Below are 24,536 nucleotides of genomic sequence, written 5' to 3' on the forward strand. Positions count from 1 at the left end.
CCCGGTACGTCCAGTACAGGGGCGATCCTCCGCCTTGCGAGGCACCGCACCAGACGCCGCGGACTGATCCACGAAGATCGGCCGGACAGACCCTAGCTCCGTGCCCCGTACACATACGGAGTCGTCGTGGTCAGCGCGGCGAAGCCCAGCCGCTGGAGGATCGGGCGGCTGTCGTCGGACGCGTCGACCTGGAGGAGGCGGACACCGCGCGCCGCTGCGATCCCCGCCCGGTGGGCGATCAGGGCGCGGTAGATGCCGCGCCCCCGCCAGGCCGGGGCCGTACCGCCACCCCAGAGACTGGCGAACCCCGTGCCCGGACGGAACTCCATCCGCGCCGCACAGACCGGCTCGTCACCGGCCATCGCCACCACCGCCACCAGCGAATCCGGGTCATCGGTCAGCCGGGCCAGGACCTGGTGGTGGATCCGTGAGCCGTCCTCGCCGAACGCCGCCTCGTGCGCGCGGGTCATGAGGGCCACCCCGGCGGCATCGGTGACGGGCCGCAGCTCTACCCCCTCGGGCAGCCGCACCTCGGCCGGCAGCGCCCGGACCTCCGCGACCATCAGCGTCTCCGGCGGCTCGGGCACGAACCCGGCCGCCAGGAGCCGGTCCGCCAGATCGGCCGGGCCGTCATGGGCGTACAGCTTCCACTCGAACTCCCGGTCCAGCGCGGTGAAATGGCGCACCTCCCCGGCGATGGCCGCATCGGCTCCGGCCGCGTCCAGGGCCGACCAGACGACGCCGTTCCAGCTGCCGGCGTCCGGACCGGTCTGCCGCACCACATCGCCGACCCGCTCGACCACACTGCCGGGTCCCTCCGGCGGCGCGTCCCGCCGCATCCGGAGATCGAACGCCGCCCGTACCGCTTCGAGATCCATCCGGTCACCCAACAGCCGGGCCCCGCACGCCGCAACCGGGTTTCTCCGCAACAGATCCGCAAAGAGTCTTGTGCACTCCATGTGATGCGCGTAGACAACCAGTGACCTGCAGTCCGTCACCACCAGAACCGGAGCACACGCGTATGCCCTCCAGACTCGCCAGGATCTCCGCCGCCACGGTCGCCCTCGCCGCGGCCGGCAGCGCCCTCTACGGCATCGGCGTCGCCACGGCCGACAACTCCGTGCCGCGGACGGACCGCGAGATCCCGAACATCACCAAGGTCGAGGACAGCATCACCGCCTACTACGGCGGCAAGCCCGACGCGTCGGGCGCCTACCAGGCCTCACCGAAGAGCAACTACGCCAAGCAGGTCGCCGGTATCGAGGCACGGGCGAAGCGGCAGATCGCGGAGGCCGCCCACCACAACGGGCACGGCCGCAAGCCCGCCATCGTGCTCGACGTGGACGACACCACGCTCCTCACCTACGACTGGGAGAAGAAGAACGGCTTCGCCTACAACGCGACCGCCTTCAACGACTACGTCCAGAGCGCACGGTCGATCGGTGTCTTCGGGATGCCCGGCGTCGTCAACTACGCAGCGAAGAAGGGTGTCACGGTCTTCTTCCTCACCGGACGCGACGAGTCGCAGCGCACCGCGTCGGCCACCAACCTGACCCGGGCCGGCTACCAGGTGCCGGTGGACAGGTCCCACTTCTACCTCAAGGACCAGACCGCCGCTCCGTCCTATCTGAGCTGCGCACAGCCCAAGTGGACCTGCACCACGGTCCAGTTCAAGGCCGGGACCAGGAAGCACATCGAGTCGCTCGGCTACCGCATCGTCGCCAACTTCGGTGACCAGTACTCCGACCTCAGCGGCGGCTACGCCGACAAGACGTACAAGCTCCCGAACCCGATGTACTTCCTGCCGTAACCGGTGCGGCGAGGTCCGGTCCTGTCCCGTCCGGCCGGACCCGCTCCGGCCCCGTCAGACCGTCGGGGCCGGAGCCGTACGCCGTGCCCTGACCGTCTCGTACCGCAGCGCCACCCCCGTCACGACCGCACCGGTCCCCTCCCACAGCCCCACGCCGATGAACCCGGCCGGCGCGCGGCCGGACAGCACGGCTGTGGTGAAGACCGCGAAGGTCAGCAGCCGGAACGGGACCGTCCAGCGGAAGAAGGCCCGCCAGTCGGCGGCCGCCGCCAGGACGTAGTACACGCCCATGTTCACCGCGGCCATCGAGGAGGCCGTGATGAAGGTCCGGGTGTAGTCGGACGACGGGCGGCCGGACGCGGGGGCGGCGAAGCCCATGGTCCTGAGCAGCGTGTCGGGGGAGATCAGGCCCAAGGCGCCCAGCACGACGGCGAGTACGCCGAAGACGGCCATGGTCCAGCCGGACGGGGAGCGGGGCAGTCGTATGACCATGGCGGCACCCTACGGCCAGGACCGCCCGCCGCGGGCGCCGGCGGATCACCGGACCGCTACTTCTTCAGCGCCGCCGCCATCATCTTCTGCGCCACCGGCCCCGCGAGACCGTTCCCGCTGACCTCGGCGCGGGCCGCGTCCGAGTCCTCCACCAGCACCGCGACCGCCACCTCCTTGCCGGTCGACTTGTCCTTCGCGTACGACGTGAACCAGGCGTACGGCGTCTTGCTGTTGTTCACACCGTGCTGCGCGGTGCCGGTCTTGCCGCCCACCACCGCGCCGGGGACCTTCGCGCTCGACCCCGTGCCCTGCTCGACGACCGTCTGCATCGCACTCTGCAGCTGGGACGCGGTGGACGCCGAGACGATCCGCTTCGACGGCTCCTTCTCGTAGGACTGGAGGGTGTTGCCGTCACCGTCCGTCACCTTGGAGACCATGTGCGGACCGGCCATCATCCCGCCGTTCGCCAGGGCGGACGTCACCATCGCCATCTGGAGCGGGGTCGCCGTCACATCGAACTGGCCGATGCCGCTCAGCGCCGTCTGCGCCTTGTCCATGTGCGAGGGGTAGGTGCTCGGCCACGCGCGCACCGGCACGTCCTGCTTGGAGTCGTTGAAGCCGAACTTCTCCGCCATCGCCCGCACCTTGTCCTGGCCCAGGTCGTCGGCGACCTTGGCGAAGACGGTGTTGCAGGAGTATTCGAGGGCGGTGCGCAGCGTCGCGTTCTCGCAGGGGTCGGAGGCGCTCTCGTTGGTGAGGTCCGTGGTCGTGCCGGGGAGCCGGTACGGGTCGGGGCTGTCGGTCTTCTCGTCGATCGAGGAGAAGAGCCCGTCCTCCAGCGCGGCCGACGCGACCACCAGCTTGAAGGTCGACCCCGGGGGCAGCGGCTGGCGCAGCGCACGGTTGAGCATCGGCTGGCTCTTGTCGCCGGTCAGCTGCTTCCAGGCGTCGCCGTCCGTCGTACCGCTGATCTTCGACGGATCGTAGGACGGCGTGGAGACCATGCCGAGGATCCGGCCGCTCTTCGGGTCGATGGCGACGGCCGCGCCCTTCTTGCTGCCGAGCGCCTCGTATCCCGCCTTCTGCACGGCGGGATCGATCGTCGTGAGGACGTCACCGGGCGCGGTCTGCTTGCCGGTGAGGGCGTCGACCGGGTTCTTCAGCCGGGTGTCCGTCCCGTCGAGGACATCGCTGTAGATCCCTTCGAGCTGCGTCGATCCGTACGCCTGCGAGCTGTACCCGGTCACGGCCGAGTACAGGTCGCCATCGGTGTACGTACGCCGGTAGGCGAGGTCACCGCTGTCCGTCCGCTTCGACCCGGTGACCGGTTTGCCGCCCACGACGATGTCGCCCAGCGGGTTCGCGTACTGGGCTATGGCGGTCCGGCGGTTGTTCTTGTTGTCTGCGAGGGCCTTGGTCTCGTACGCCTGCACCCAGGTCGCCCGCCCGAGCAGGGCGAGGACCAGGAGCAGGCAGAAGACCGAGGCGCGCCTGATTGTCTTGTTCATCCCGTAAGAGGACGAACGGGAGCGGCGGCGCCGTTCCCCTCCGGCGGGATTCTCAGCGATCTCTCATCCGGGCCTCCGGGACGCTCGGACGGGCCGGCGGGACCGGTCAGAGCCGCCGGGTGGCCAGGGTCAGCCGGTCGCGGGCGTCGAAGAGCGCGTCCTTGACCATCTGCTCATGGCCCGGGGTGAGCCGGGCCACCGGCACCGAGCAGCTGATCGCGTCGCGGGCGGGGGTCCGGTAGGGGATCGCGACACCGAAGCAGCGCAGCCCTAGGGTGTTCTCCTCGCGGTCCACCGCGTACCCCTGCTCCCGGACGAGGTGCAGCTCCTCGATGAGCTTCTCGCGGTCGGTGAGGGTGTGCTCGGTCAGCTGCGGCAGGGTCTCCGGCAGCATCTTGCGGACCTGCTCGTCACTGTGAGTGGCGAGCAGCGCCTTGCCCAGCGAGGTCGAGTGCGCGGGCAGCCTGCGGCCGACCCGGGTGAAGGGGCGCAGATAGTGCTGCGACTGGCGGGTGGCCAGATAGACGACGTTGGTGCCGTCGAGGCGGGCGAGGTGGATGGTCTCCGTCGTGTCGTCCGAGAGCCGGTCCAGGGTGGCGCGGGCCGCCGCGACGACCTCGTCGCCGTCGATGTACGACGTACCGACCAGCAGGGCGCGTACGCCGATGCCGTACCGGGTGCCGGTCGCGTCGGTCTCCACCCAGCCCAGCTCCACCAGCGTGCGCAGCAGCATGTAGAGGCTGGACTTGGGGTACCCGACGGCCTCCTGGACGGATGCGAGCGAGTGCATACCGGGGCGCCCGGCGAAGTACTCCAGCAATTCCACCGTCCGCACCGCGGACTTGACCTGCGCCCCACCTGCTGTCTCGGCAGTCGACATTCGACTCGGCCCCTCTTGTCAATGCTGAACGCGCGTTATTAGAGTTCCGGGGGAATTCACCATCGGGAACTTTGTTCAGAATACCGAACAACTTTACCGAACAACCCGTGGTGCGGCAGTGGTTTGCGGCAGTGGATCTGGGAGGACGTTCGCGGTGGCAGCAACACCAGTCTGGAGTGTCGACCCCCGAACCGGGAAGCAGCGTGAGCAGGTCGCGGTGGAGGCCACGACCGGCGAGGTGGACCAGGTGGTCCGCGCCGCCCATGCCGCACGTGCGCCACTCGCCGACCGTAGAGTACGGGCAGCCCTGCTGCGCGCCGCCGCCGACCTGCTCGACGAGGCAGGGCCCCATGTCATCGAGGCCGCCGACGCCGAGACGGCGCTCGGACCCGGCCGGCTCACCGGTGAACTCGCCCGCACCACCGCCCAGTTCCGGGCCTTCGCCGACGTGGTCGACGAGGGCTCCTTCCTCGACATCCGTATCGACCACCCGGACGCCGGCGCCACCCCGCCCCGGCCCGACCTGCGCCGGTACAAGCTGCCGCTGGGCGTGGTCGCGGTGTACGCGGCGAGCAACTTCCCGCTGGCCTTCTCGGTGCCCGGCGGCGACACCGCGAGCGCGCTCGCGGCCGGCTGCCCGGTGGTCGTCAAGGCGCACCCCGACCACCCCGCCACGTCGGAGCTCTGCGCCGCCGTGCTGCACCGGGCCGCCGAGCAGGTCGGACTCGACCCTGCGGTGGTCTCCGTGGTGCACGGCTTCGACGCCGGGGTGGCGCTCGTCAAGCACCCGCTGGTCGCGGCGGCCGGATTCACCGGCTCGGTGCGCGGGGGTCGCGCCCTCTTCGACGCGGCTGCCGCCAGGCCGGTCCCGATCCCCTTCCACGGTGAGCTGGGCTCGCTCAACCCGGTCGTGGTCACGGAGGCGGCGGCCGCCGAGCGGGCCGACGAGATCGGCGCGGGGCTCGCGGGCTCGGTCACCCTCGGCACCGGCCAGTTCTGTGTGAAGCCGGGCTTCGTGCTCGCGCCCACCGGTCCGGCCGGCGACGCCCTGGTCGAGGCGCTGACCGCCGCGGTCAGCAACAGCGAGGCCGGTGTTCTCCTCGACCACCGGATGCGGGAGAACTTCCTCGCGGGCGTACGCGAACGGGCCGCCCTGACCGGGGTCGACGCCCCGGTCACGCCAGGGGCGGGCGGCGAGCACACCGTCAGCGCGGGCTTCCTGACGCTGTCCGCCGGGCTGCTCGCCGACGACGGCGAGCACGATCTGCTCCTGGAGGAGTGCTTCGGCCCGGTCACGGTCGTCGCACGGTACGGCTCGGCCGACGAGATCACCGCGGTGCTCTCCCGGCTGCCGGGCAATCTCACCGCGACCCTCCAGGTCTCCACGGCCGAGGCCGCGGGGGACGGCGCGGACGGGGCCGCCGATGCCGCCGCGCTGCTCGACCAGCTCACCCCGCTCGCCGGACGGGTACTGGTCAACGGCTGGCCCACCGGGGTCGCGGTCGCCCCCGCCCAGCACCACGGCGGCCCCTACCCGGCCACCACCTCCACCTCGACATCGGTCGGCGGCACCGCCGTCGAGCGCTGGCTGCGCCCGGTCGCGTACCAGGGCACCCCCGACGCGCTGCTCCCGCCGGAGCTGCGCGAGAGCAACCCGCTGGGTCTGCCCCGCCGTGTCGACGGGCGGCCCGAATGACCCCGCAGAGCCGGGTGGCCCCGGTGACCCGGCTGCCCGAGCTGCCCTTCCCGCTGGCCCCGGAGGGCCCGCAGGCCCCCTGGTCGTACCGGGAGGGGACGCTCGCGGTGCGCGCCGGGGCCTGCGAGGACCTGTTCGTACCCCCTTCGGGAGACTCGCCCGACCCCGCTTCGGACGCGCCCAGGCTGCTCGGTACGCCGCCGCCCGGCGACTTCCAGCTGATCGCCAGGGTGACGGCCCGGTTCGCCGGGGCCGGGGACGCGGGCGCGCTCTATCTGGAGACCGGCGAACGGGAGTGGGCCAAGCTCTGCTTCGAACTCTCCCCGGACATCCCCACCGTCTGCTCGGTCGTGACCAGGGGGTACTCCGACGACGTCAACTCGTCGGTGGTGGCGGGCGACAGCGTCTGGCTGCGGATCAGCCGCACCGGAAAGGCATTCGCCTTCCACGCGTCGGAGGACGGCGAACGCTGGACCTTCGTCCGGTTCTTCGCCCTCGGCGACGCCGACGCGGCAGCCGCCGCCCGGATCGGCTTCCTCGCCCAGTGCCCGATGGCGGACGGCTGTGCGGTGACGTTCGACTCGCTCGCCTACCGGGACCACGCGTTCAGGGCGCTGCGCGACGGGAGTTGACGGCGGGGCGAGGGGGCGCGCCGCTCCCGCGGCCGTCCTGCAACCGCTGCGGAACCGGCCGCGTCCCCTCCACCATGACATCCGTCTCTCTGATCCGACCGGCCCGCCCGGAGGACATCGACACCATCGCCGCACTCCACGCGGCGGCCCGTGCCACGTACTACGAAGGGCGCATACCGGTCGAGGAGTACGCGAGCCCCGGGGTCCACGCCCAGGTGCGGGAAGGCTGGGCCGCCGCGATCGCCCGGCCGGACGGTGAGGTGCTCTGCGCCGAGACCGGGGGCATCGTCGCCGCGGTCACGTCGTTCCGGGCCGTCGAGGGGGACATGGTCCTCAAGCAGTTCCACGTCGACCCGGCCCGCTGGAGCCGGGGCATCGGGGGAGCCCTGCACGACGCCGTGGTGGCCGCCTGGCAGCGGGACGCGGTGCGGGAGGCCAGGCTCGACGTGTACGAACACAACCTGCGCGCCCAGCGGTTCTACGCCCGGCACGGGTGGCTGCCGGACGAGCCGGCGGCCGGCGAGCCAGGCGGCGACCACCTCTGTCTGCGGCTGGACGTCCCGGCCGCAGTAGCCCGGGGCTGAGGCCCGCTCCGGTGCCCCGGAGCTGAGGCCCGCGCCGCGACCGGTGCCTGTCACGCCTCGTCGGCCGGTGCCGCTCCCCGCTGCCCCGGCCGGTGGACGTCGAGGTGGGCGGGGGTGCGCGTCAGGGGAAGTTTCCGCACGAACGCCCGGCGCAGCGCGTGGTACGGCGCGTCCGGATCGTCGAAGGTGGCGGCCATCCGGGCCAGTTCGTCCGCCCGGTACGCCGCCAGTGGCCTGAGCGCCTCCTCGCGGTCGAACTCCGCCTTCTTGGCGGCGGCCCGTGACTGCGCGCCGGATGACGACGCCAGGCGCGCCGCGATACGGGTGACCGAGGCCGGGAAGTCCTGCGGGCCGCACTCGACGATGCGGTCCACCAGACCGATACGCTGCCCGGCTGCCGCGCTGACCGGAAGCGCGCGCCGCATCAGCTCCGCCGCGACGTCCGCACCCGTACGGCGCGGCAGGGAACGGGTCCAGTACTCGGATCCGTAGAGACCCATCAGCCGGTAGTGCGGGTTCAGCACCGCGCCCGCCCGGCACCAGACCTCGTCGGCGGCCAGCGCCAGCATCGCCCCGCCCGCCGCGGCGTTGCCGCCGACGGCGGAGACCACCAGACGGTCGGTGGTCCGCAGCACGGCCTCCACCAGGTCGTCCATGGCGTTGATGTTGGCCCAGGACTCCGCCGCCGGATCGGTGGCCGCCTCGATCACGTTGAGGTGGATGCCGTTGCTGAAGAAGTCCCGGCCGCCGCCCAGCACCAGGACGGATGTCGGCCGGGTGAGCGCGGCCCGGTAGGCGGCGAGCAGCCGCCGGCACTGCCCGGTGCTCATCGCGCCGCCGGGGAACCCGAAGGTGAGGATCCCGGCCTGCCCCTCCTCCCGGTACCGGATGTCGCTCCAGGTGCGGCCCGGGTCCTCCGGCCACCGGGGCGCGGGCAGCTCGGGCAGCTCCGGGAGCCGGTCGCCGAGCGCGACGGTGGCGGGCAGCTTGTACGCGGGCGGCTCGCCCGGGGCCCGCCGGGGCCGCAGCTCGGGGATCCACACCGCCCCGTCGGCCGTCGCCCGGCAGACGGCGCCGTCACGGGTGGCCAGCAGCTCTCCCGGCCGGCCGCGCAGCCCGTCCTCCGGGTGGCCGCCGTGCAGGAACCACTCACCGCCGAGCAGTCCGTCCCGTACCCCGGGGTTCGAGTCGGCGGCGCGCAGCTTGCGTACCACCAGGTCGGTGGGGTCCGCCCGCCAGTCGACGCGGCGCTGCTCCTGCCGGAGATACGGCCGGGTGCGGGCGATGCCGTGCCGCACGGGCCGGGGCCGCTGCGGCTCCGGCACATATGTTCCGGACGCGAAGCGCTCGACGGCCCGCTGGACGGCGCGCAGCGCGGCGTCGGAGATCTCGTTGCGGTAGAGGTCGCTCTTGCCCACCGCGGGCACCGGGCAGTCGGCGGTGGCCCACACGTCCCCGCCGTCCATGACCGCGCCGGCCTGCAGAACGGTGACGCCCCACCGGGTCACGCCCTCGTGGATCGCCCAGTCCAGAGACGAGGGTCCCCGGTCGCCGACCGGCCCCGGATGCACGACCAGGCAGGTGTGCGCCTCCCAGATGTCCCGCGGGACGGCCGTCTTCAGCAGCGGGGCGACGATCAGCTCGGGCCGGTGCCTGCGGACGGCCTCCCGGAGCGCCGTGTCGTGCACGGCGGGGTCGGGCAGCGCGAGGGCGACGGGCACGGTGTGGCCGTGGTCCCGCAGCTCGGCGTGGACCCGCTGCGTCAGGCTGTTGAAGGCGCTCGCGAGGAGCAGGATGTGCACGGCGGTCTCCCGGTGGTCGGACGCTCCGCGGCCGGGGCGGGGCCGCGACCGCCTGCGATGGTCGGCCACCCGGACGGCGCACGGCGGGGCACCGGGCCGCGGAGTCGCCCGAAAGCGGAGCGCCGTGGGCCATCTGCGGCCCGGCGGGGCGGCCTTCGCGTCCTGAGGCGGCCTTCGCGTCCTGAGCGAGGAGAGGTGGCGCAAGCGGCTCACCGGCGCGGACCGGCGGGCCCTGTCCCGGTCGTTCTCGGCCCGCGTGAACCCCTGCGGCCGGTTCGGCCTGTACACGAACTCCCACCCCGGCCTCGCGGTTGTGGTGTCAGGCCCGGGTGGCCCGGCCGGGATCGTCGGTCAGCGCGGCCGCGGTCAGGGTGAGGTGCTGGACCAGGACCGCGGCTGCGGTGTCGGCGTCGCGGGCCAGCGCCGCCTCCTCCAGCCTGCGGTGTTCCTCGGCGCCGTCCCGGCCGGGGTTGCGGTGTGCCGACCAACGGCGGGCCAGCTCACTCGCGGTCCACAGCCGGTCGAAGGTCTCCAGCAGTGCGCGGTTGCCGCACCCCTCCAGCAACGTGCGGTGGAAGCCCCGGTGAGCCTCGGCCCAGGCGCTGGTGTAGTACTCGCCCTCCGCCGGCCCGTACGCGGGAGTGCGCACCAGACGGTGGTGCGCGGCCCGCACCCGGGCCTCCCAGTCGACGTCGCCGCGCTCGATCGACATGCGCAGTACGACCGGCTCGACGGTCCGGCGGGCTTCCGCGATCTCCTGCCAGCGTCGGTCGGAGAAGGCCGGGACCGCGAAACCGCGGTTGGGCAACCGGTCGGCGAGCCCCTCGCCGACCACCCGCACGAGCGCCTCGCGCACCACGGCCAGACTCACGCCCTGCTCCCTGGCAAGATCCTGCGGCTTGAGGGGGGCGCCGGGGGCGTGGTCCCCGCGCATGATCGCGTCCCGCAGGTGTGCGTAGACCTGCTCGGAAAGCATCTGCTTCCCCGGCGGGGTCGAGGAGTGCGCCGTCTGAGTCATGAGCCCATCCTAGACGATCCACTTGATAATCGATTATCGATGTTATGGTCGATTCGGTACCGATCAGGGCGCTCCGCCCGGAAAGGAAGGACCGCTGTGTCTTCCGACGACCCCTGTGCCCGCCTCCCCGGTGCGGACTCGTCCGTCCGCACCGGCGACGGCCCGCTGGACCTCAGCGCCGTCCGTGACGTCAGCCGCGCCGTCAGCGCCGCCCACCTGTTCATCTACCTCGCTCCCGAGGGCGCCGAGCAGGCGGCCGAACTCGGCGTGACCGACTACGGGCCGGTGTATCTGGCCCTCCGGTCGGCCGCGATGGGTGCGGTTCCGTGGCGTGTCACACTCGCGGCCTTCTACAACTTCAGCCCCCGGGCGGTGCAGGCCATGGCGGGCGTGTGGGACGCGGCGCCGCCCGAGCGGTGGCAGGCCGCCCGCTTCCTGGCCGCCGGACGGGCGATGCGGCGCGTCGGCGTATCTCTCACGGACGACCACCTCGCCCAGGCACATGCGCTGATCGGCCCGGTCGTCGCCGGTGCCGACTACGCCGGCAAGGTGCTCGCCGCCGCGAACGCCTCGCTCCCGCTTCCCTCCGATCCTCTCGTCGCGCTGTGGCAGCAGATCACGGTGGCGCGCGAGTGGCGTGGTGACGCCCACCTCGTCGTACTCGCCGACAACGGCCTCGGCCCGTGCGACTGCCTCGTGCTGCACACCGCGACCGGCACCCTTCCGAGAGCCCTCGCGCAGACGACCCGGCAGTGGAACGACGAGGAATGGGGCGCGGCGCAGGCACGCCTCGCCGCGCGTGGCTGGCTCGACTGCTACGGCGCGCTCACCGACGACGGCCGCGCGGCACGCGAGCGCATCGAAGTGGAGACGGACCAGCACTGCGCCGCGCTGTGGGCGCCGATCGGCAACGCGGGCGTCCGCCGCTTCGCCTCGCTCATCGCGCCGGTCACCGACGCGTTCACCGCGGCAGGGACGTTTCAGGCCGTCCGCGGACAGTCTGATCCCGCATAGGGACGGTCCTTTGCGCAAGCAAGATCAGCAAGAGGCGGCCGAACAGGCACGCCCGGGGGAATGCGCCGGCCCGCGCACCTGTTCTCACCGGGGGCGCGGGGTTTCCCGCGCCGTACGACTCTGGAGAGATGAAGAACATGCGCGTCGAGATCTGGAGCGATATCGCCTGCCCCTGGTGCTACGTGGGCAAGGCCCGGTTCGAGAAGGCCCTCGCGGACTTCCCGCACCGTGACCAGGTCGAGGTGGTGCACCGTTCCTTCGAGCTCGACCCGGGGCGGGCGAAGGGTGACACCGCACTGGTCCTGGAGATGCTCGGCGAGAAGTACGGGCTGAGCCCGCAGCAGGCGCAGGAGGCCGAGAACAACATCGCGGCCAACGCCGGTGCGGAGGGGCTCGGCTACCGCACGGCGGGCCGTGACCACGGGAACACCTTTGACCTGCACCGGCTGCTGCACCTCGCCAAGGAGCAGGGCCGCCAGGACGAGCTGATCGGGCTGTTCTACCGGGCGAACTTCGCCGGTGAGCGGTCGGTGTTCGACGGCGACGCGTATCTGGTGGAGCTGGCCGTGGAGGCCGGGCTCGACGCCGGGGCGGTACGCGCGGTGCTCGCCGACCCCACGGCCTACGCCGACGACGTACGGGCCGATGAGCGCGAGGCGGCCGAACTGGGGGCCAACGGCGTGCCGTTCTTCGTGCTGGACCGGAAGTTCGGTGTGTCCGGTGCGCAGCCCGCCGAGGTCTTCACCCAGGCGCTCGGCCAGGCCTGGGACGCGGAGCCCCGGCTCGCGGCGGTCGGCGGGGACGGCGGGGTCTGCGGCCCTGACGGCTGCGCGGTCCCGGCGGCGGGGGAGCGGGGCTGAGCCGTCCGGGCGCAGAGCCGGGCTGTCCGGTGGGCATCTGGTCCCCGGCCTTCGGTTCCCCGGGCCCCCGGTTCCCCGGGGCGCCGGGGCCGCCCGGTGACGGGGTCCGGCTGCTCGTGACCCGGGCGGGCCGGGTCCCGGACTCCGGGTCCCGGCCGCCGGGATCACTCGTGTCCGAGTGTGTGCGCCAGGTCGTGGAAGGCGCGGCGTACCGCGGTGATGCCGTCCCCGTCCCTGCTGGGATGCACCCGGTTGGTGAGCAGTACCGCGTACCGCCCGGCCGCCGGGTCGACCCACAGGCTCGTACCGGTGAAGCCGGTGTGCCCGTACGAAGCGGGCCCGAAGGAGTCGCCGACAGGGGAGCCGGCCGGGTCCTGGCCCTGCCAGGCGAGGCCCCTGCGCAGCGCCAGACCGTCCGTGTGCCCCGCTGTCATCAGGGCGTACGTGGCGGGGCGCAGGATCTCCCGAGCCCCGCCCGCCAGTGACCGGCCCAGCCGTTCCATGTCGTGCAGCGGGGCGAAGAGCCCGGCGTGGGCGGCCACCCCGCCGAGCACCACGGCGTTCTCGTCGTGCACCTCGCCGGTGACCACCCGGCCGCGCCACGGGCAGTCCTCGGTGGCCACCGCGCGTGCCCGGCCCGCCGCGTCCGGTGTGAAGCAGGTCTCCGTCATTCCCAGCGGCGCACAGACCAGTTCCGTCACCAGCCGGTCGAGCGGGCGTCCGGTGGCGGCCTCCGCGATCAGCCCGAGCAGGATGAAGCCCTGCGACGAGTACTGGACACGGGTGCCGGGCGGAGCCGTCAGCGGCAGCTCCCGTACGGCGTCCAGCAGCGCCGCCCGGGTCGGGTTGTCCCGGTAGAGCGGCACCTGTCCGGGCAACCCCGAGGTGTGCGTCATGAGTTGATGGAGCGTCAGGTCTGCTTTGCCGCCGCCCCGGTAGCCGGGCAGATGCGCGCCGACGGTGTCGGTGAGCGCGAGGGCGCCCGCGTCGACGAGGGCCATCACCGCGAGACCCGCGATCGGTTTCGTCACCGACGCCAGATCCCAGAGCTCGCTGCCGTCGAGCCCGGGACCGGTCCAGCTCCGGGTTCCGGTCCAGCCCCGGTCCAGCGGGCCATCGGCGGTACCGGCCGACCAGGCCGCTCCCGAGTACACCCCGCGCTCCCGCCCGGCGGCGAGCAGTTGGGCGGGCCGGCCCGCGCCCCCCGCCGTGTGCGTACTGTCCTGGCCGCTCATGCGCGGTCACCTCCGCGCGCCGCCGTACCTCCGACGACGCCCAGCGTGGGGCCGCCGCTGCCGAGGCCCGCCGAGACGGTACGGGCCGCCGCGCGCACCATCGGGCCGAACACCCCGGCGCTCTCCGGATCCAGCGTGAAGGTCAGCCCCGAGACGCCGATCGCGCCCACCACCCTCCCGTCCCCGTCCGTCACCGGCGCGGCCACCGCGCGGACGTCCTGCTCGTGGTACTCGTCGTCGACCGCGTAACCCCGCTCCGCCGTACGGGCCAACTCCTCCCGGATCGCGTCCGGTTCGGTGGGCGTGCGCGAGGTGAGGGCGATGAGCGGGGTCTCTTCGAGCACCGCCGCCACCTCTGTGTCCGGCAGTGCCGAGAGCATCGCCAGGCCCGCCGCGGTGCAGTACAGCGGGGTCTCGCCGCCCGGCCGGGTGCTCAGCCGGTACCCGCGTACCGGTTCCGACTGCTCCAGGTGGACGGCGGTCGCCCGGTGGCGTACCGCGTAGTACGCGAGCAGGCCGGTGCGGGTGCGCAGATCGGCCAGCGCGGGGCGCACCAGCCGGAGGTCGTCCCCGGTGTCCAGCGCCGCGGCGGCCAGGCCCAGCAGCCGGGGCCCGGCGCGGTAACTGCCGCCGTCCGCGGGCTGGGCGAAGCCGTATTCGGCCATGGTCCGCAGATGGCGGTGGACCGTCGGCTTGGTGAGCCCGGTGCGCCGCGCGATCTCGCCGAGGCGGTGCGGGCCGCCCGCCTGTACCAGTGCCTCCAGTACCTCCATCGCTTTGTCGACGGGGCCCTTCCCGGGCTCCTGCTCGCTCGATCGGGTGTTGACCGTGTTCGGCATGACGCCTAGCTTAACCCCATCGCATTCCATCTTCCGGAACGGAAGTGTTGTTCAATGGAACGAATACGTCAGGGGTGGGCCGTGGACCGCAACCACCCGTCCCGCCGCGACGTGGTGCGGCTCGGCGGTCTGCTCGTCCCGGCCGTCGCCGCCCCTGCTCTCCTGACGGGGTGTGGTGCCGACCCCGCGGGCAGTGCCGGCAATGTCCTGCGGGTCTCGCAGCCCAGCGACGCCACCACGATGGACCCGCAGAAACAGGGCGACATGGTGTCGATGAACGCCCTGATCAACATGTTCGACACCCTCACCACCCGGGGCCGCGACAACAAGCTGCATCCGCGTCTTGCGCTCTCCTGGACGGCCCGCTCCGCACACACCTGGCGCTTCCGGCTGCGCCCCGGCGTGCGGTTCCACAACGGCGAACCCTGTGACGCGGCGGCGGTGAAGTTCAGCATCGAGCGGCTGCTGGACCCGGCGACCAAGTCGCCCATCGTGGAGCTGCGTTACGTGAAGAGCGTGAGCGTCGTCGACCGGCTCACGGTGGATGTGCACACCTCGCTGCACGACCCGATCCTGCCCGACAAGCTCTCCCTGTTCGGCGGAGTGGCCGTCCCGCCCCGTTACATCGCCAAGGTCGGCGACGAGGGGTTCGCCGCCCACCCGGTCGGCACCGGCCCCTTCACCTTCGTCAGCTGGCAGCGCGACCACCAGCTGCGGATGCGGGCCAACACCAAGCACTGGCAGGGCAGGCCGCACGTGGACGAACTGGTCTTCAGCCCGGCGCCCAACCCCTCCTCCTCGCTCGCGGCGCTCCAGAGCGGCGGCGTCGACCTCGTCGCCGGACTCACCCCCGACGCCGCACAGCAACTGGCCGGGTACGCCGGGGTGACGCTGGAGAACTACCCCGGCATCCGCACCTCGTACCTGTCGCTGAACACCCTGGACGGCGGCCCGCTGGGCGACCACCGGGTGCGGCAGGCGCTCAACCACGCGATCGACGTCCCGCTGCTGATCAAGGCGGTGCTGGGCGGCAAGGCCCGCGAGGTCCCCGCGATGATCCCGCGCGGCGCCTACGGCTTCGACCCGTCCGTCAAACCCTTCACCCGCTCGGCCGCGAAGGCCCGCGCCCTGCTCGCCGAGGCCGGATACCCGCACGGCTTCTCCACCACGCTCACCGCGTCCAACGCCGACTCCAACGTCGCCGAGGCGATCTCCGGGCTCCTCGCCCGCGCCGGGGTGCACGCCCGGGTCGCCCTCCTCGACCCCGGTACGTACGCGGCCCGGCTCACCTCCGACAACCACGGTGCGCTCGGCCCGATGTACCTGGCCGCCAGCACCGTCTGGACCCTCGACGGCGAGAGCATGCTCCAGTCCGTAGTACGCAGCGACCGCAGGCAGAGCCGCTGGCACTCCAAGGAGGCGGACCGGCTCATCGACACCGAGGAGCTCTCGGTCGACCCCGCGGAACGCGCCCGTGCCTTCTCCGACCTCCAGCGGCTGATGCGCGAACAGGCCCCCTTCGTCTTCCTCTACCAGCTCGACAACATCCTCGCCCGCAACGCCCGGCCCCGGTGGAAACCGGGGGCCGCGGGCTCGCTGGCTCTGCAGAACGCGGAGGTCACGGTATGAGCGACCTGTCCCTGCGGGAACCGGAAGCGACGGAACCCGCCGCGAGGCCGGACGGCACGGCCCGCACCGGCCGCGACCGGGCCCGGCTGCTGCGCGGCGTCCTGGTACGGCTCGGCACCGCGGTGCTCGTCCTGCTGTGCACGGCGACCGTCTCGTTCTTCCTGGTCCGGCTCTCCGGCGACCCCGTCAAACAGCTGCTCCCGCCGGACGCCACCGCGCACCAGGAGTCGGTGCTGCGGGCGAGCCTCGGCCTGGACCGGCCGCTGCTCACCCAGTACCTGGACTTCCTCTGGGGGCTGCCCCGCCTCGACTTCGGCAACTCCCTCTTCTACAACGAACCCGTCAGGACCGTGCTGGCCGACCGGCTGCCCGCCACCCTCCAACTCGCGGGCGCCGCCCTGGTGGTGACCCTGGTCGTCGCCGTGCCCGCCGGGATATTCGCGGCCATGCGGCGCGGCCGGGCCTCCGACCGCGGTGTGATGACCGGGGTCCTCCTGGGGCAGTCCACACCGCCCTTCTGGGTGGGCATCCTGCTGATCCTCGTCTTCGCCGTGGGACTGCACGTCCTCCCGGCCTCCGGATACGGCACCTTCGCCAACCTCGTACTCCCCGCGGTCACCCTCGCCGTCTACTCCGTCGCGGTCGTCGCCCGGCTGCTGCGGTCCTCGCTGATCGACGTGCTCTCCTCCGACCACATCCGTACCGCACGGGCCAAGGGGTTCGGACCGGTGAAGGTGGTGCTCAGGCACGGACTGCGCAACGCCTCGCTGCCCGTCATCACCGTCGTCGGCCTCGAAGTGGGCAGTCTGCTCGGCGGCGCGATCCTCACCGAACAGGTCTTCTCCTGGCCCGGGGTCGGACAGCTGACGATCGAGGCCATCTCCAAACGCGACTTCCCGCTGGTCCAGGCAACGGTGCTCTTCTTCGCCGCCACCTTCGTCGTGGTGAACCTGCTGGTGGACCTCTCCTACAGCTTCCTCGACCCGAGGGTGAGGTCAACCAAGTGAGCCCGCTGCGCCCCATGAGCCCCCCGAACACGACTGCCGCTGAACAGAGTTCCGCCCCGGCGTCCGGCCGGTCCGGCCGGACCGCCCCCTCCGGTGCCCCGCCCCGCGGCCCCGGATCCGCCGTCCTGCGGGCCCTGCTGCGCAACCGGCTCGCGGTCGTCGCCCTCGCCGTACTCGCGGTCATGCTGATCGCCGCCGTGTTCGCCCCGCTCATCGCCCCGCACGACCCGAACACACAGAACCTGCTGCTGCGGCTCCGGCCGCCCGCCTGGCAGCACGGCGGCAGCAGCGCCCACCTCCTCGGCACCGACCAGCTCGGCCGGGACATGCTGTCCCGGGTCATCTACGGCACCCGGGTCTCGCTCCTGGTGGGCGCGGGAGCCGCGCTGCTCGCCGGGGTCATCGGCACCGCCGTCGGACTGGCCTCCGGCTACTTCGGCGGCTGGACCGACCGCGTACTGATGCGGCTGGCCGATGTACAGCTGGCCTTCCCGGCGATCCTGCTGGCGCTGGCCATCGTCGGCTTCCTCGGCTCCGGCCTCTGGTACGTGATCCTCGTGCTCGGCTTCACCGGCTGGGTCTCCTACGCCCGGGTCGTCCGCTCCGAGGTCATGTCCCTGCGCTCCCGCGACTTCATCACCGAGGCACGGGCCATCGGCGTCACGGACCGCACCATCATGCGCCGCCATCTGCTGCCCAATGTGATGGCGCCCCTCGCCACCATCGCCACCCTGCACATCGCCGCCGCGATCGTCGCCGAGGCGTCCCTGAGCTACCTCGGCCTCGGCGTCCCCAAGGAGACCGTCACCTGGGGCTCGATGCTCTCCGACGGACAGCTCTACCTGGGCACCTCCTGGTGGCTCGCGGTCTTCCCCGGAGCGGCCCTGATGATCACCTCGCTCGCTGTCAACATCACAGGCGACGCACTGCGCGACGTCGCGGACCCGAAGGCGTACCGCCGATGAAACCCACCCCCGCCCCGGCGGAGCCACTGCTCCGCATCAACGACCTCAGCGTCGACTTCCGGCTCGAAACCTCCACCGTGCACGCCGTACGGGGGGTCTCCCTGGACGTCGCCGCCGGGGAGACGCTCGCCGTCGTCGGCGAGTCCGGCAGCGGCAAGACGGCCACCGCCCTTTCGGTGCTGCGCCTCAACCCGGCCCCGCCCTGCGTCTACAGCGGCGGCGAGATCCTCTTCGACGGCCGCGACCTGCTCGCACTCCCCGAGAAGGAGCTCGGCCGGATCAGGGGACATGACATCGCCATGGTCTTCCAGGACCCGATGACCAGCCTCGATCCGCTCCAGCGGGTCGGCAGCCAGGTCGCCGAAGTGCTCCGTCACCACCAGGGGCTGCCCCGGGCCGAGGCAAGGCAGGCCGCGGTCGCGGCCCTGGACGAGGTCGGCATCCCCGATCCGGAACGCCGGTACCGGCAGTACCCGCACGAGCTCTCCGGCGGTCTCCGCCAGCGCGTGATGATCGCGACGGCGCTGGTCGGCAGGCCGCGGGTGCTCATCGCCGACGAACCGACCACCGCACTCGACGTCACCGTGCAGCGGCAGATCCTCGACCTCCTGGTCGAGCTGCGGCAACGGCACGGCATGGCCGTCGTCCTCATCACCCACGACCTCGGTGTGGTGGCCGAGACCGCCGACCGGGTCGCCGTCATGAACCACGGCAGGGTCGTGGAGACCGGTGACGTCCTGGACGTCTTCGCCGAGCCCGCGGACGACTACACCCGCCGGCTCCTGGACGCCACCCCCCGATTGGAGCCGGCATGACATCCGGAACCGGCCCGGCACAACCGGGTCGCCCCGCTGGTACGGACGCCGCAGCGGACCCCGCGGGCGGACGTACGGCCCTGCTCGAACTGGACGGTCTGCGCAAGGAGTTCGGCAGCAGGCCGGTGAGCGTCGCGGTGGACGACGTGTCGCTGACGGTGTACGAGGGCGAGACCCTGGCCCTGGTCGGTGAGTCCGGATGCGGCAAGACCACCCTGACCAGGCTGCTGCTGCGGCTCATCGAACCCACCGCGGGCGCGGTGCGGTTCGCCGGGCAGGACCTCGGCGGTCTCACCCCGGCCCAGCTGCGTTCCGTCCGCAGGCAGATGCAGGTCGTCCTCCAGGACCCGTACTCCAGCATGAACCCGCGGATGCGGATCGCCGACATCGTGGCGGAGCCCCTGGTCACGCATGATCCGGCGGCGCGCGGCCGGCGCGGCCGGGCCCGCACCAGGGAGCGGGTCGGTGAACTCCTGGAGGCGGTCGGTCTGGACGCGGGCATCCAGGACCGCTATCCGCACGAGTTCTCCGGCGGGCAGCGGCAGCGCGTCTCGATCGCCCGCGCGCTCGCCATCGAACCCCGGCTCGTGGTGCTCGACGAACCCACCAGCGCCCTCGACGTCTCCGTGCAGGCCAGGATCCTCGACCTGCTCGCGGAGCTCCAGCAGCGCCTCGGCCTGACCTATGTCTTCGTCTCGCACAACCTGGCCGTGGTGCGCCAGGTGGCCGACCGGGTCGCCGTGATGCGCCGGGGCGCCCTGGTGGAGGTCGGGGACGCCGCCGATGTCTTCCGGCGCCCCCGGCACGCGTACACCCGCCGGCTCCTCGACGCGGTGCCCGACCCGGACCCGCGCAGCGCACGCCGGAGGCCGGGCCGTACGGGGCCGGACCGGGGGAGTGACCGGGCCGGGGCGGGCGACGGCTCCGGGAAGACCCGGGGTTCAGGGGCAGCCGACGGACCCGGGGCAGCCGACGGACCCGGGACGGGCCCGCGATGACCGGAACCCCGGCCCGGCTCCGCACGGTCCAGCGCACAGCCGTCCGGCACACAGCCCCCCGCCCCGCCCCCCTACAACTGCGACAGCACCAGACCCGCCCCGCCGAGCAGCGCCACATCGTCCACGGCCGCCGCGCTGACCAGTACCTTCGGCAGCTCGGCGGCGACCGCCGCCCCGTCGGCGCTGTCGGCGCGCAGCCGCTCCTCGATCAGCGTACGGAACCGTTCACCGCCCTCCCGGGCCTCGCCGTGCAGCACGAAGAGCCCCGGGGCGAAGAGCTGCTGCACATTCACCAGGCCCAGGGCCACGTTCCGCGCGTACGCGTCGACCACCCGGCGGGCCGGACCGTCCGTCCGCTCCACCAGGGCCGCCAGCGAGACCCGGTCACCGAGCCCGGCCGCCCGCGAGCACTCCCGCAGCCAGCGGGTGGTGGCTACGGTCTTCCAGCAGCCGCGCCGGCCGCAGGTGCACGGGTCGCCGCTGGCCGACACCGTCATATGGGCGCCGCTGCGGCCCCCCGGCGGGGCCAGCACCTCACCGTCGTAGAGGATGCCCACGCCCAGCACCTCGCCGGTCGAGACCGACGCGAACGTACGCCGTCCCCGTCCCGCACCGAACCAGCGGTCGCCGAGCACCTGGAGCCTGGCCCGGTGCTCGACCCGCACCCGCAGCCCGGTCAGCGCGCCGAGCCGTGCGGCCACCGGATAGCCGTGCAGCGCGGGGACGTCGTTGACCTCGGTGATCAGGCCCCCGTCCGGGTCGACGAGGCCCGCGGCGGCCACCCCGACCCCGTCCGGGCCGTGACCGTCGAAGACCCGGGCCGCCCCGGCCAGCGCGGCGTCGATGTCGCCCGGTGTGGCCGTGCCCGGGTCGTACGTGGTCTCCGCCCGCTCCAGCACGGCGCCCGACATCGTCAGCACGGCCGCGGTGATCCGGCCGGGCACCAGCTCGACCGCGCCGAGCGTCCGCCGGGCGCCCGGTACGAGGGGGGCCGGAGCGGGCTCGGGCACCAACCGCAACGGAGAACGTCTCTGCACCATGCGCCGACTCTGCCACGGCGGAGTTTCGAGGAGGTAGCACCGTGAGCCAACTGCAACCGAGCCGGCCGCGACCCACGGGTCCGGCCCGGCTGACCGAACTGACCTGGGGCGAGGTGCGCGCGGCCGGTGAGCACGGCATCGCCCTGCTGCCGATCGGATCCCAGGAGCAGCACGCCGGGCATCTGCCGATGGGCACCGACACCCTGCTCGCCGAAGCGGTGATCGACCGGGCGGGCACCCTGCTCGCCCGGGAGCCGGACGCGCCGGAACTGGTACGGCTGCCCGCCCTGCCCTTCGGGCACAGCCCGCACCATCTGTTCGCCGCCGCGGTATCGCTCTCCGCCGCCACCCTGGGCGCGGTACTCGACGACATCCTGGACTCGCTCGTGACCAGCGGATACCGCCGGATCATGGTGGTGAACGGACACGGCGGCAACGACGAGATCATGCGTCTCGCCGTGAAACGGTTCGCGCTGCGCGCCGATGTGACCGTCGCCGCCTGCTCGTACTGGACGGTCACATCCGGCGCCGACGACGGGGGCAGGCCCGAGGTCACACCCGGCCACGCCGGATGGTTCGAGACCTCGCTGATGCTGGCGGCCCACCCGGACCTCGTCCGTACACCGGTGCCGGCGCGCGCACCCGTCGAGCCCCCGCCGCTCTTCGACCATCCGCCGTACCCGGGGCTCACCGTGGAGCGCCACGGCGAGTGGGAGCGGGTGGGCGGCGCGACCGATGACGCATCAGGGGCGGACCCGGAGCGCGGTGCCCGGCTGCTCGACGACCGGGCCACCGGGCTGGCCCGCGCCGTCCGCGCGTTCGACGCGGCGACCCGCTGAACCCCTGCATCACCGCGTCGCTGAACCAGGCGGCCGGACCCGAGGAGAGACAGAGAGAGCCATGAAGATCACCGATGTCGACGTGTGGGTTGTGAACCTCCCGCTGGTCAACCCGTTCACCAGTTCGTTCGAGACCAAGACGGGGGAGACCCGGACCGTCGTCAGGATCCGTACCGACACGGGTGTCGACGGGTGGGGCGAGACGATGTGGGGCCGCCCGGTCGCGGCGATCGTCGAAGCGCTCGCCGCGGACCTGATCGGCACCAGCCCGTTCGCGCTGGAGAGCTTCCACCGCAAACAGCACATGGTGCCGTTCTTCCACGGCTACCTGGGCTACGCGGCCATCGCCGCCCTCGACGTGGCCTGCTGGGACGCGATGGGCAAGGCCACCGGGCAGTCCGTCACCGACCTGCTGGGCGGTCCGGTACGCGACGAGGTCCCCATCACCGCCCTGGTGACCCGCGCCGACGCACCCGGCGTGGGCGCCGACGGGCTGCCGGACGCGCTGGCCGAGCACACCGCACGCGTGGTGGCCGAGGGCGGCTTCGACGCGGTCAAGCTCAAGGGCACCAGGGACGTCGCAGGTGACGTCGCCATCCTGCGGGCCGTCCGTGCCGCCCTGCCCCGGGTGAACCTGCGGGTCGACCCGAACGCCGCCTGGTCGGTACCCGACTCGGTGCGTGCCGGGATCGCCCTGGAGGAGCTGGACCTGGAGTACCTGGAGGACCCCTGCGTGGGGATCGAGGGCATGAGTCAGGTGCACGCCAAGGTCCGGATCCCGCTCTGCACCAACATGTGCGTCGTCCGGTTCGAGGAGTTCGCCCCCGCGGTACGGCTGAACGCCGTGGACGTGATCCACGGCGACGTCTACAAGTGGGGCGGTATCGCCGCGACCAAGGCGCTCGCCGCCCACTGCGAGACGTTCGGGCTCGGGATGAATCTGCACAGCGGCGGTGAGCTGGGCATCGCGACCGCCGCCCATCTGGCCGTCGTGTCCAGCACCCCGGTCCTCTCCCGGGCGATCGACAGCATGTACTACCTGCACGCCGACGACATCATCGAGCCGCTGCACCTGGAGAACGGCCGGCTGCGGGTGCCCACCGGGCCCGGCCTGGGGGTGAGCGTGGACGAGGAGAAGCTGCGCCACTTCGCCGCGGTCAACGAGCGCGAAGGGGACCTGACGGGATGAGCGGGACAGCGGAACAGAGCGAACGGCAGCACGTACGGCAGAACGAGCCGCGGCCCGGCCGGCAGGCGGTGCGCAGCGCGCACGCGCCGCGTCCCGCCGGGGCGTACAGCCAGGGCGTCCTGGCCGGCGATTTCCTCTTCACGGCCGGGTTCGGCCCGCAGGACCCGGCGACCGGCGAGGTGCCGGAGACGGCCGGGCAGCAGACCGCCCAGGTGCTGCGCAACATCCGGTCGGTGCTCGCCGAGCGCGGGCTCACTCTGGACGACGTCGTCAAGGTGACCGTGCATCTGGCCGATCTCCACCGGGACTTCGGGGGCTTCGACGCGGCGTACGGGGAGTTCTTCACCGCGCCGTATCCGGTGCGCACCACGGTCGGCTCGGAGCTGATGGACATCCTGGTCGAAATCGATGTGGTGGCGTACGCCGGTGCGTGAGCGCCCCCGAATCGAGGGGCGGACACGCAGGTCAGCGCGGATCCATAAGGGCTGCTTGGCGGTGCCCGGCGCCGTCGCGCCATGGACGGCGCGCGGGCCGGGACCGCAGAGTGGGTTCCATGGAGACCTTGGCAGGCGCCGAGTTCGCGCCCGAGATGACCTATCTGAACACCGCGAGCAGCGGTCTGCTCCCGGCCCGCACCGTCGCCGCGATGCACACCGCGGTGACCCGGGCGGCCGCGGGCAGGCCGACCGACATGTTCGCCGACGTGGAGGCGTCCCGCGCCTCCTTCGCCCGGATCGCCGGAGTCCCCGCCGCCCGTGTCGCGGCCGGGGCATCCGTCGCCGTCTACAGCGGGCTGATCGCCGCGTCACTCCCCGAGGGGGCCGAAGTCCTGGTCGCCGACGGGGATTTCAGCTCGCTGGTGAACCCCTTCTGCGTACGCGGCGGCCTCAAGGTGCGGTCGGCGCCGCTGGAGTCGCTGGCGGAAGCGGTACGGCCGGGCACCGCGCTCGTCGCGGTGAGCGCGGTGCAGTCCGCCGACGGCCGGATCGCCGATCTCGCGGCGGTCCGCGCCGCTGCCCGTGCGCACGGCGCCCGCACGCTGGTGGACGTGTCGCAGGCAGCGGGGTGGCTCCCGCTCGACGCGGGCGCCGACGACTTCACCGTGGCGGTCGCCTTCAAATGGCTGACCTGCCCGCGCGGTATCGGCTTCCTGGTGGTCCCGGAGGACCTGGGCGGGCTGACACCGGGATTCGCCGGATGGGTCGCGGGGGAGGAGCCCTGGGCCAGCTGCTACGGGCCGGTGGCCGAACTCGCGCACAGCGCACGGCGGTTCGACGAGAGCCCGAGCCTCTTCTCGTACGCCGGGGCGCGGCACTCCCTCGCCCTGATCGAGGAGCTCGGGCCCGAGGCGATCCGGCGCCACGACGTCGGGCTCGCCGACCGCTTCCGTACGGGGCTCGACCGGATCGGACAGCGGTTCGTGGCCGCCCCCGGATCGGCGATCGTCGCGGCCCCGGGGCTCGGCCGCCGCCGTGACGAGCTGAGCCGCGCGGGCGTCGAACTCTCCGACCGCGCGGGCCATCTGCGGGCGGCCTTCCACCTCTACAACTCGGCGGCCGACGTCGACCGGCTGCTCGACGCGCTCTCGGACTGACCGGCCCGCTGATACGCGGGAGGGGGGGGGGCGCCCCCGGCCGGCCCCCCCCCCCCGCGGCAGCCCACAAAGACCGCGGGTATTATCACC

At 72.7% G+C, this 24,536-nt stretch carries 24 protein-coding genes; 15 read left to right on the forward strand and 9 right to left on the reverse strand.

The features are described from left to right. Positions 1 to 92: 92 nt before the first annotated feature. Positions 93 to 878, reverse strand: a complete 786-nt coding sequence (locus ACFXBC_RS30560; protein WP_385031690.1) for a GNAT family N-acetyltransferase — start codon at positions 876 to 878, stop codon at positions 93 to 95. Positions 879 to 1,021: 143 nt separating this feature from the next. Here ACFXBC_RS30560 and ACFXBC_RS30565 point away from each other — a divergent pair, with 143 nt between their 5' ends. Then, a complete protein-coding gene (locus ACFXBC_RS30565; RefSeq protein ID WP_385031693.1) occupies positions 1,022 to 1,810 on the forward strand; it encodes an HAD family acid phosphatase in 789 nt (262 codons plus the stop codon). A gap of 54 nt (positions 1,811 to 1,864) precedes the next feature. Here ACFXBC_RS30565 and ACFXBC_RS30570 read toward each other — a convergent pair whose 3' ends face one another. The 3 genes from ACFXBC_RS30570 to ACFXBC_RS30580 form a co-directional block, all read right to left on the reverse strand. Continuing rightward, positions 1,865 to 2,302 (reverse strand): hypothetical protein, encoded by a 438-nt coding sequence (locus ACFXBC_RS30570; RefSeq protein ID WP_385031696.1) that lies wholly within the window; start codon positions 2,300 to 2,302, stop codon positions 1,865 to 1,867. Positions 2,303 to 2,358: 56 nt separating this feature from the next. Then, complete coding sequence (locus ACFXBC_RS30575; protein ID WP_385031700.1) at positions 2,359 to 3,810, reverse strand: peptidoglycan D,D-transpeptidase FtsI family protein; 1,452 nt, start codon at positions 3,808 to 3,810, stop codon at positions 2,359 to 2,361. Positions 3,811 to 3,916: 106 nt separating this feature from the next. Beyond that, positions 3,917 to 4,690, reverse strand: coding sequence for an IclR family transcriptional regulator (locus ACFXBC_RS30580; protein WP_385031703.1), 774 nt, complete (start codon positions 4,688 to 4,690; stop codon positions 3,917 to 3,919). Positions 4,691 to 4,844: 154 nt separating this feature from the next. Here ACFXBC_RS30580 and ACFXBC_RS30585 point away from each other — a divergent pair, with 154 nt between their 5' ends. From ACFXBC_RS30585 to ACFXBC_RS30595, 3 genes are all read left to right on the forward strand, one after another. Then, positions 4,845 to 6,386 carry an aldehyde dehydrogenase (NADP(+)) gene (locus tag ACFXBC_RS30585; RefSeq protein WP_385031706.1) on the forward strand — a complete coding sequence of 514 codons (1,542 nt, stop codon included), beginning with the start codon at positions 4,845 to 4,847 and terminating at the stop codon, positions 6,384 to 6,386. Then, positions 6,383 to 7,018, forward strand: coding sequence for a DUF1349 domain-containing protein (locus tag ACFXBC_RS30590; protein WP_385031709.1), 636 nt, complete (start codon positions 6,383 to 6,385; stop codon positions 7,016 to 7,018). Before ACFXBC_RS30585 ends, ACFXBC_RS30590 begins: the two co-directional genes overlap by 4 nt. A 74-nt stretch (positions 7,019 to 7,092) precedes the next feature. Continuing rightward, complete coding sequence (locus tag ACFXBC_RS30595) at positions 7,093 to 7,602, forward strand: GNAT family N-acetyltransferase (protein ID WP_385031712.1); 510 nt, start codon at positions 7,093 to 7,095, stop codon at positions 7,600 to 7,602. A 50-nt stretch (positions 7,603 to 7,652) separates the two neighbouring features. Here ACFXBC_RS30595 and ACFXBC_RS30600 read toward each other — a convergent pair whose 3' ends face one another. Both ACFXBC_RS30600 and ACFXBC_RS30605 read right to left on the reverse strand, forming a co-directional pair. Further along, positions 7,653 to 9,404 (reverse strand): enoyl-CoA hydratase-related protein, encoded by a 1,752-nt coding sequence (locus ACFXBC_RS30600; protein WP_385031715.1) that lies wholly within the window; start codon positions 9,402 to 9,404, stop codon positions 7,653 to 7,655. A gap of 319 nt (positions 9,405 to 9,723) precedes the next feature. Beyond that, positions 9,724 to 10,422 carry a GntR family transcriptional regulator gene (locus ACFXBC_RS30605; protein ID WP_385031718.1) on the reverse strand — a complete coding sequence of 233 codons (699 nt, stop codon included), beginning with the start codon at positions 10,420 to 10,422 and terminating at the stop codon, positions 9,724 to 9,726. Between the two features lie 96 nt (positions 10,423 to 10,518). On the opposite strand from ACFXBC_RS30605, the gene ACFXBC_RS30610 reads away from it, so the two are divergent. Both ACFXBC_RS30610 and ACFXBC_RS30615 read left to right on the forward strand, forming a co-directional pair. Continuing rightward, complete coding sequence (locus ACFXBC_RS30610; protein ID WP_385031721.1) at positions 10,519 to 11,436, forward strand: hypothetical protein; 918 nt, start codon at positions 10,519 to 10,521, stop codon at positions 11,434 to 11,436. Positions 11,437 to 11,573: 137 nt separating this feature from the next. Next, the gene (locus tag ACFXBC_RS30615; RefSeq protein ID WP_385031757.1) at positions 11,574 to 12,296 is read left to right on the forward strand and encodes a DsbA family oxidoreductase; all 723 of its coding nucleotides are present in this window, start codon (positions 11,574 to 11,576) and stop codon (positions 12,294 to 12,296) included. 164 nt (positions 12,297 to 12,460) lie between these two features. On the opposite strand, the gene ACFXBC_RS30620 is transcribed toward ACFXBC_RS30615, so the two are convergent. Both ACFXBC_RS30620 and ACFXBC_RS30625 read right to left on the reverse strand, forming a co-directional pair. Further along, on the reverse strand, positions 12,461 to 13,531 hold the full coding sequence (locus tag ACFXBC_RS30620) for a serine hydrolase domain-containing protein (protein WP_385031724.1): 1,071 nt from the start codon (positions 13,529 to 13,531) through the stop codon (positions 12,461 to 12,463). Next, positions 13,528 to 14,370: an IclR family transcriptional regulator gene (locus ACFXBC_RS30625; protein ID WP_385031727.1), complete on the reverse strand. Its 843-nt coding sequence runs from the start codon at positions 14,368 to 14,370 to the stop codon at positions 13,528 to 13,530. Before ACFXBC_RS30625 ends, ACFXBC_RS30620 begins: the two co-directional genes overlap by 4 nt. 54 nt (positions 14,371 to 14,424) lie before the next feature. On the opposite strand from ACFXBC_RS30625, the gene ACFXBC_RS30630 reads away from it, so the two are divergent. Genes ACFXBC_RS30630 through ACFXBC_RS30650 form a run of 5 tightly spaced genes read left to right on the forward strand, consistent with a single transcriptional unit; the run spans position 14,425 to position 19,784 of the window. Further along, entirely contained in the window at positions 14,425 to 15,999 is a 1,575-nt protein-coding gene (locus tag ACFXBC_RS30630; RefSeq protein WP_385031730.1) for an ABC transporter substrate-binding protein, read from the forward strand. Next, positions 15,996 to 17,006 (forward strand): ABC transporter permease, encoded by a 1,011-nt coding sequence (locus tag ACFXBC_RS30635; protein ID WP_385031733.1) that lies wholly within the window; start codon positions 15,996 to 15,998, stop codon positions 17,004 to 17,006. The genes ACFXBC_RS30630 and ACFXBC_RS30635 overlap by 4 nt, the downstream gene beginning before the upstream one ends. A 14-nt stretch (positions 17,007 to 17,020) precedes the next feature. Further along, a complete protein-coding gene (locus ACFXBC_RS30640) occupies positions 17,021 to 17,971 on the forward strand; it encodes an ABC transporter permease (protein ID WP_385031736.1) in 951 nt (316 codons plus the stop codon). After that, entirely contained in the window at positions 17,968 to 18,786 is an 819-nt protein-coding gene (locus ACFXBC_RS30645) for an ATP-binding cassette domain-containing protein (protein WP_385031739.1), read from the forward strand. The genes ACFXBC_RS30640 and ACFXBC_RS30645 overlap by 4 nt, the downstream gene beginning before the upstream one ends. Then, positions 18,783 to 19,784: an ATP-binding cassette domain-containing protein gene (locus ACFXBC_RS30650; RefSeq protein WP_385031742.1), complete on the forward strand. Its 1,002-nt coding sequence runs from the start codon at positions 18,783 to 18,785 to the stop codon at positions 19,782 to 19,784. The genes ACFXBC_RS30645 and ACFXBC_RS30650 overlap by 4 nt, the downstream gene beginning before the upstream one ends. A gap of 71 nt (positions 19,785 to 19,855) precedes the next feature. On the opposite strand, the gene ACFXBC_RS30655 is transcribed toward ACFXBC_RS30650, so the two are convergent. Continuing rightward, a complete protein-coding gene (locus tag ACFXBC_RS30655) occupies positions 19,856 to 20,824 on the reverse strand; it encodes an ROK family protein (protein WP_385031745.1) in 969 nt (322 codons plus the stop codon). A 50-nt stretch (positions 20,825 to 20,874) separates the two neighbouring features. Here ACFXBC_RS30655 and ACFXBC_RS30660 point away from each other — a divergent pair, with 50 nt between their 5' ends. From ACFXBC_RS30660 to ACFXBC_RS30675, 4 genes are all read left to right on the forward strand, one after another. Then, a complete protein-coding gene (locus tag ACFXBC_RS30660; protein ID WP_385031760.1) occupies positions 20,875 to 21,663 on the forward strand; it encodes a creatininase family protein in 789 nt (262 codons plus the stop codon). Between the two features lie 61 nt (positions 21,664 to 21,724). Further along, entirely contained in the window at positions 21,725 to 22,852 is a 1,128-nt protein-coding gene (locus tag ACFXBC_RS30665; RefSeq protein WP_385031748.1) for a mandelate racemase/muconate lactonizing enzyme family protein, read from the forward strand. After that, complete coding sequence (locus ACFXBC_RS30670) at positions 22,849 to 23,286, forward strand: RidA family protein (RefSeq protein WP_385031751.1); 438 nt, start codon at positions 22,849 to 22,851, stop codon at positions 23,284 to 23,286. Before ACFXBC_RS30665 ends, ACFXBC_RS30670 begins: the two co-directional genes overlap by 4 nt. 119 nt (positions 23,287 to 23,405) lie before the next feature. After that, positions 23,406 to 24,446, forward strand: coding sequence for an aminotransferase class V-fold PLP-dependent enzyme (locus tag ACFXBC_RS30675; RefSeq protein WP_385031754.1), 1,041 nt, complete (start codon positions 23,406 to 23,408; stop codon positions 24,444 to 24,446). Positions 24,447 to 24,536 lie beyond the last annotated feature (90 nt).

This window comes from Streptomyces sp. NPDC059398 (assembly GCF_042751845.1).
Taxonomy (GTDB): Bacteria; Actinomycetota; Actinomycetes; order Streptomycetales; family Streptomycetaceae; genus Streptomyces.

Bases quoted from the DNA above. Each gene is read 5' to 3' on its own strand.
- ACFXBC_RS30670 (WP_385031751.1), top strand. From the start codon at position 22,849: ATGAGCGGGACAGCGGAACAGAGCGAACGGCAGCACGTACGGCAGAAC.
- ACFXBC_RS30565 (WP_385031693.1), top strand. From the start codon at position 1,022: ATGCCCTCCAGACTCGCCAGGATCTCCGCCGCCACGGTCGCCCTCGCC.
- ACFXBC_RS30620 (WP_385031724.1), bottom strand. From the start codon at position 13,531: ATGAGCGGCCAGGACAGTACGCACACGGCGGGGGGCGCGGGCCGGCCC.
- ACFXBC_RS30580 (WP_385031703.1), bottom strand. From the start codon at position 4,690: ATGTCGACTGCCGAGACAGCAGGTGGGGCGCAGGTCAAGTCCGCGGTG.
- ACFXBC_RS30570 (WP_385031696.1), bottom strand. From the start codon at position 2,302: ATGGTCATACGACTGCCCCGCTCCCCGTCCGGCTGGACCATGGCCGTC.
- ACFXBC_RS30640 (WP_385031736.1), top strand. From the start codon at position 17,021: ATGAGCCCCCCGAACACGACTGCCGCTGAACAGAGTTCCGCCCCGGCG.
- ACFXBC_RS30630 (WP_385031730.1), top strand. From the start codon at position 14,425: ATGGAACGAATACGTCAGGGGTGGGCCGTGGACCGCAACCACCCGTCC.
- ACFXBC_RS30615 (WP_385031757.1), top strand. From the start codon at position 11,574: ATGCGCGTCGAGATCTGGAGCGATATCGCCTGCCCCTGGTGCTACGTG.
- ACFXBC_RS30665 (WP_385031748.1), top strand. From the start codon at position 21,725: ATGAAGATCACCGATGTCGACGTGTGGGTTGTGAACCTCCCGCTGGTC.
- ACFXBC_RS30595 (WP_385031712.1), top strand. From the start codon at position 7,093: ATGACATCCGTCTCTCTGATCCGACCGGCCCGCCCGGAGGACATCGAC.
- ACFXBC_RS30650 (WP_385031742.1), top strand. From the start codon at position 18,783: ATGACATCCGGAACCGGCCCGGCACAACCGGGTCGCCCCGCTGGTACG.
- ACFXBC_RS30645 (WP_385031739.1), top strand. From the start codon at position 17,968: ATGAAACCCACCCCCGCCCCGGCGGAGCCACTGCTCCGCATCAACGAC.
- ACFXBC_RS30635 (WP_385031733.1), top strand. From the start codon at position 15,996: ATGAGCGACCTGTCCCTGCGGGAACCGGAAGCGACGGAACCCGCCGCG.
- ACFXBC_RS30605 (WP_385031718.1), bottom strand. From the start codon at position 10,422: ATGACTCAGACGGCGCACTCCTCGACCCCGCCGGGGAAGCAGATGCTT.
- ACFXBC_RS30560 (WP_385031690.1), bottom strand. From the start codon at position 878: ATGGATCTCGAAGCGGTACGGGCGGCGTTCGATCTCCGGATGCGGCGG.
- ACFXBC_RS30590 (WP_385031709.1), top strand. From the start codon at position 6,383: ATGACCCCGCAGAGCCGGGTGGCCCCGGTGACCCGGCTGCCCGAGCTG.
- ACFXBC_RS30625 (WP_385031727.1), bottom strand. From the start codon at position 14,370: ATGCCGAACACGGTCAACACCCGATCGAGCGAGCAGGAGCCCGGGAAG.
- ACFXBC_RS30655 (WP_385031745.1), bottom strand. From the start codon at position 20,824: ATGGTGCAGAGACGTTCTCCGTTGCGGTTGGTGCCCGAGCCCGCTCCG.
- ACFXBC_RS30675 (WP_385031754.1), top strand. From the start codon at position 23,406: ATGGAGACCTTGGCAGGCGCCGAGTTCGCGCCCGAGATGACCTATCTG.
- ACFXBC_RS30575 (WP_385031700.1), bottom strand. From the start codon at position 3,810: ATGAACAAGACAATCAGGCGCGCCTCGGTCTTCTGCCTGCTCCTGGTC.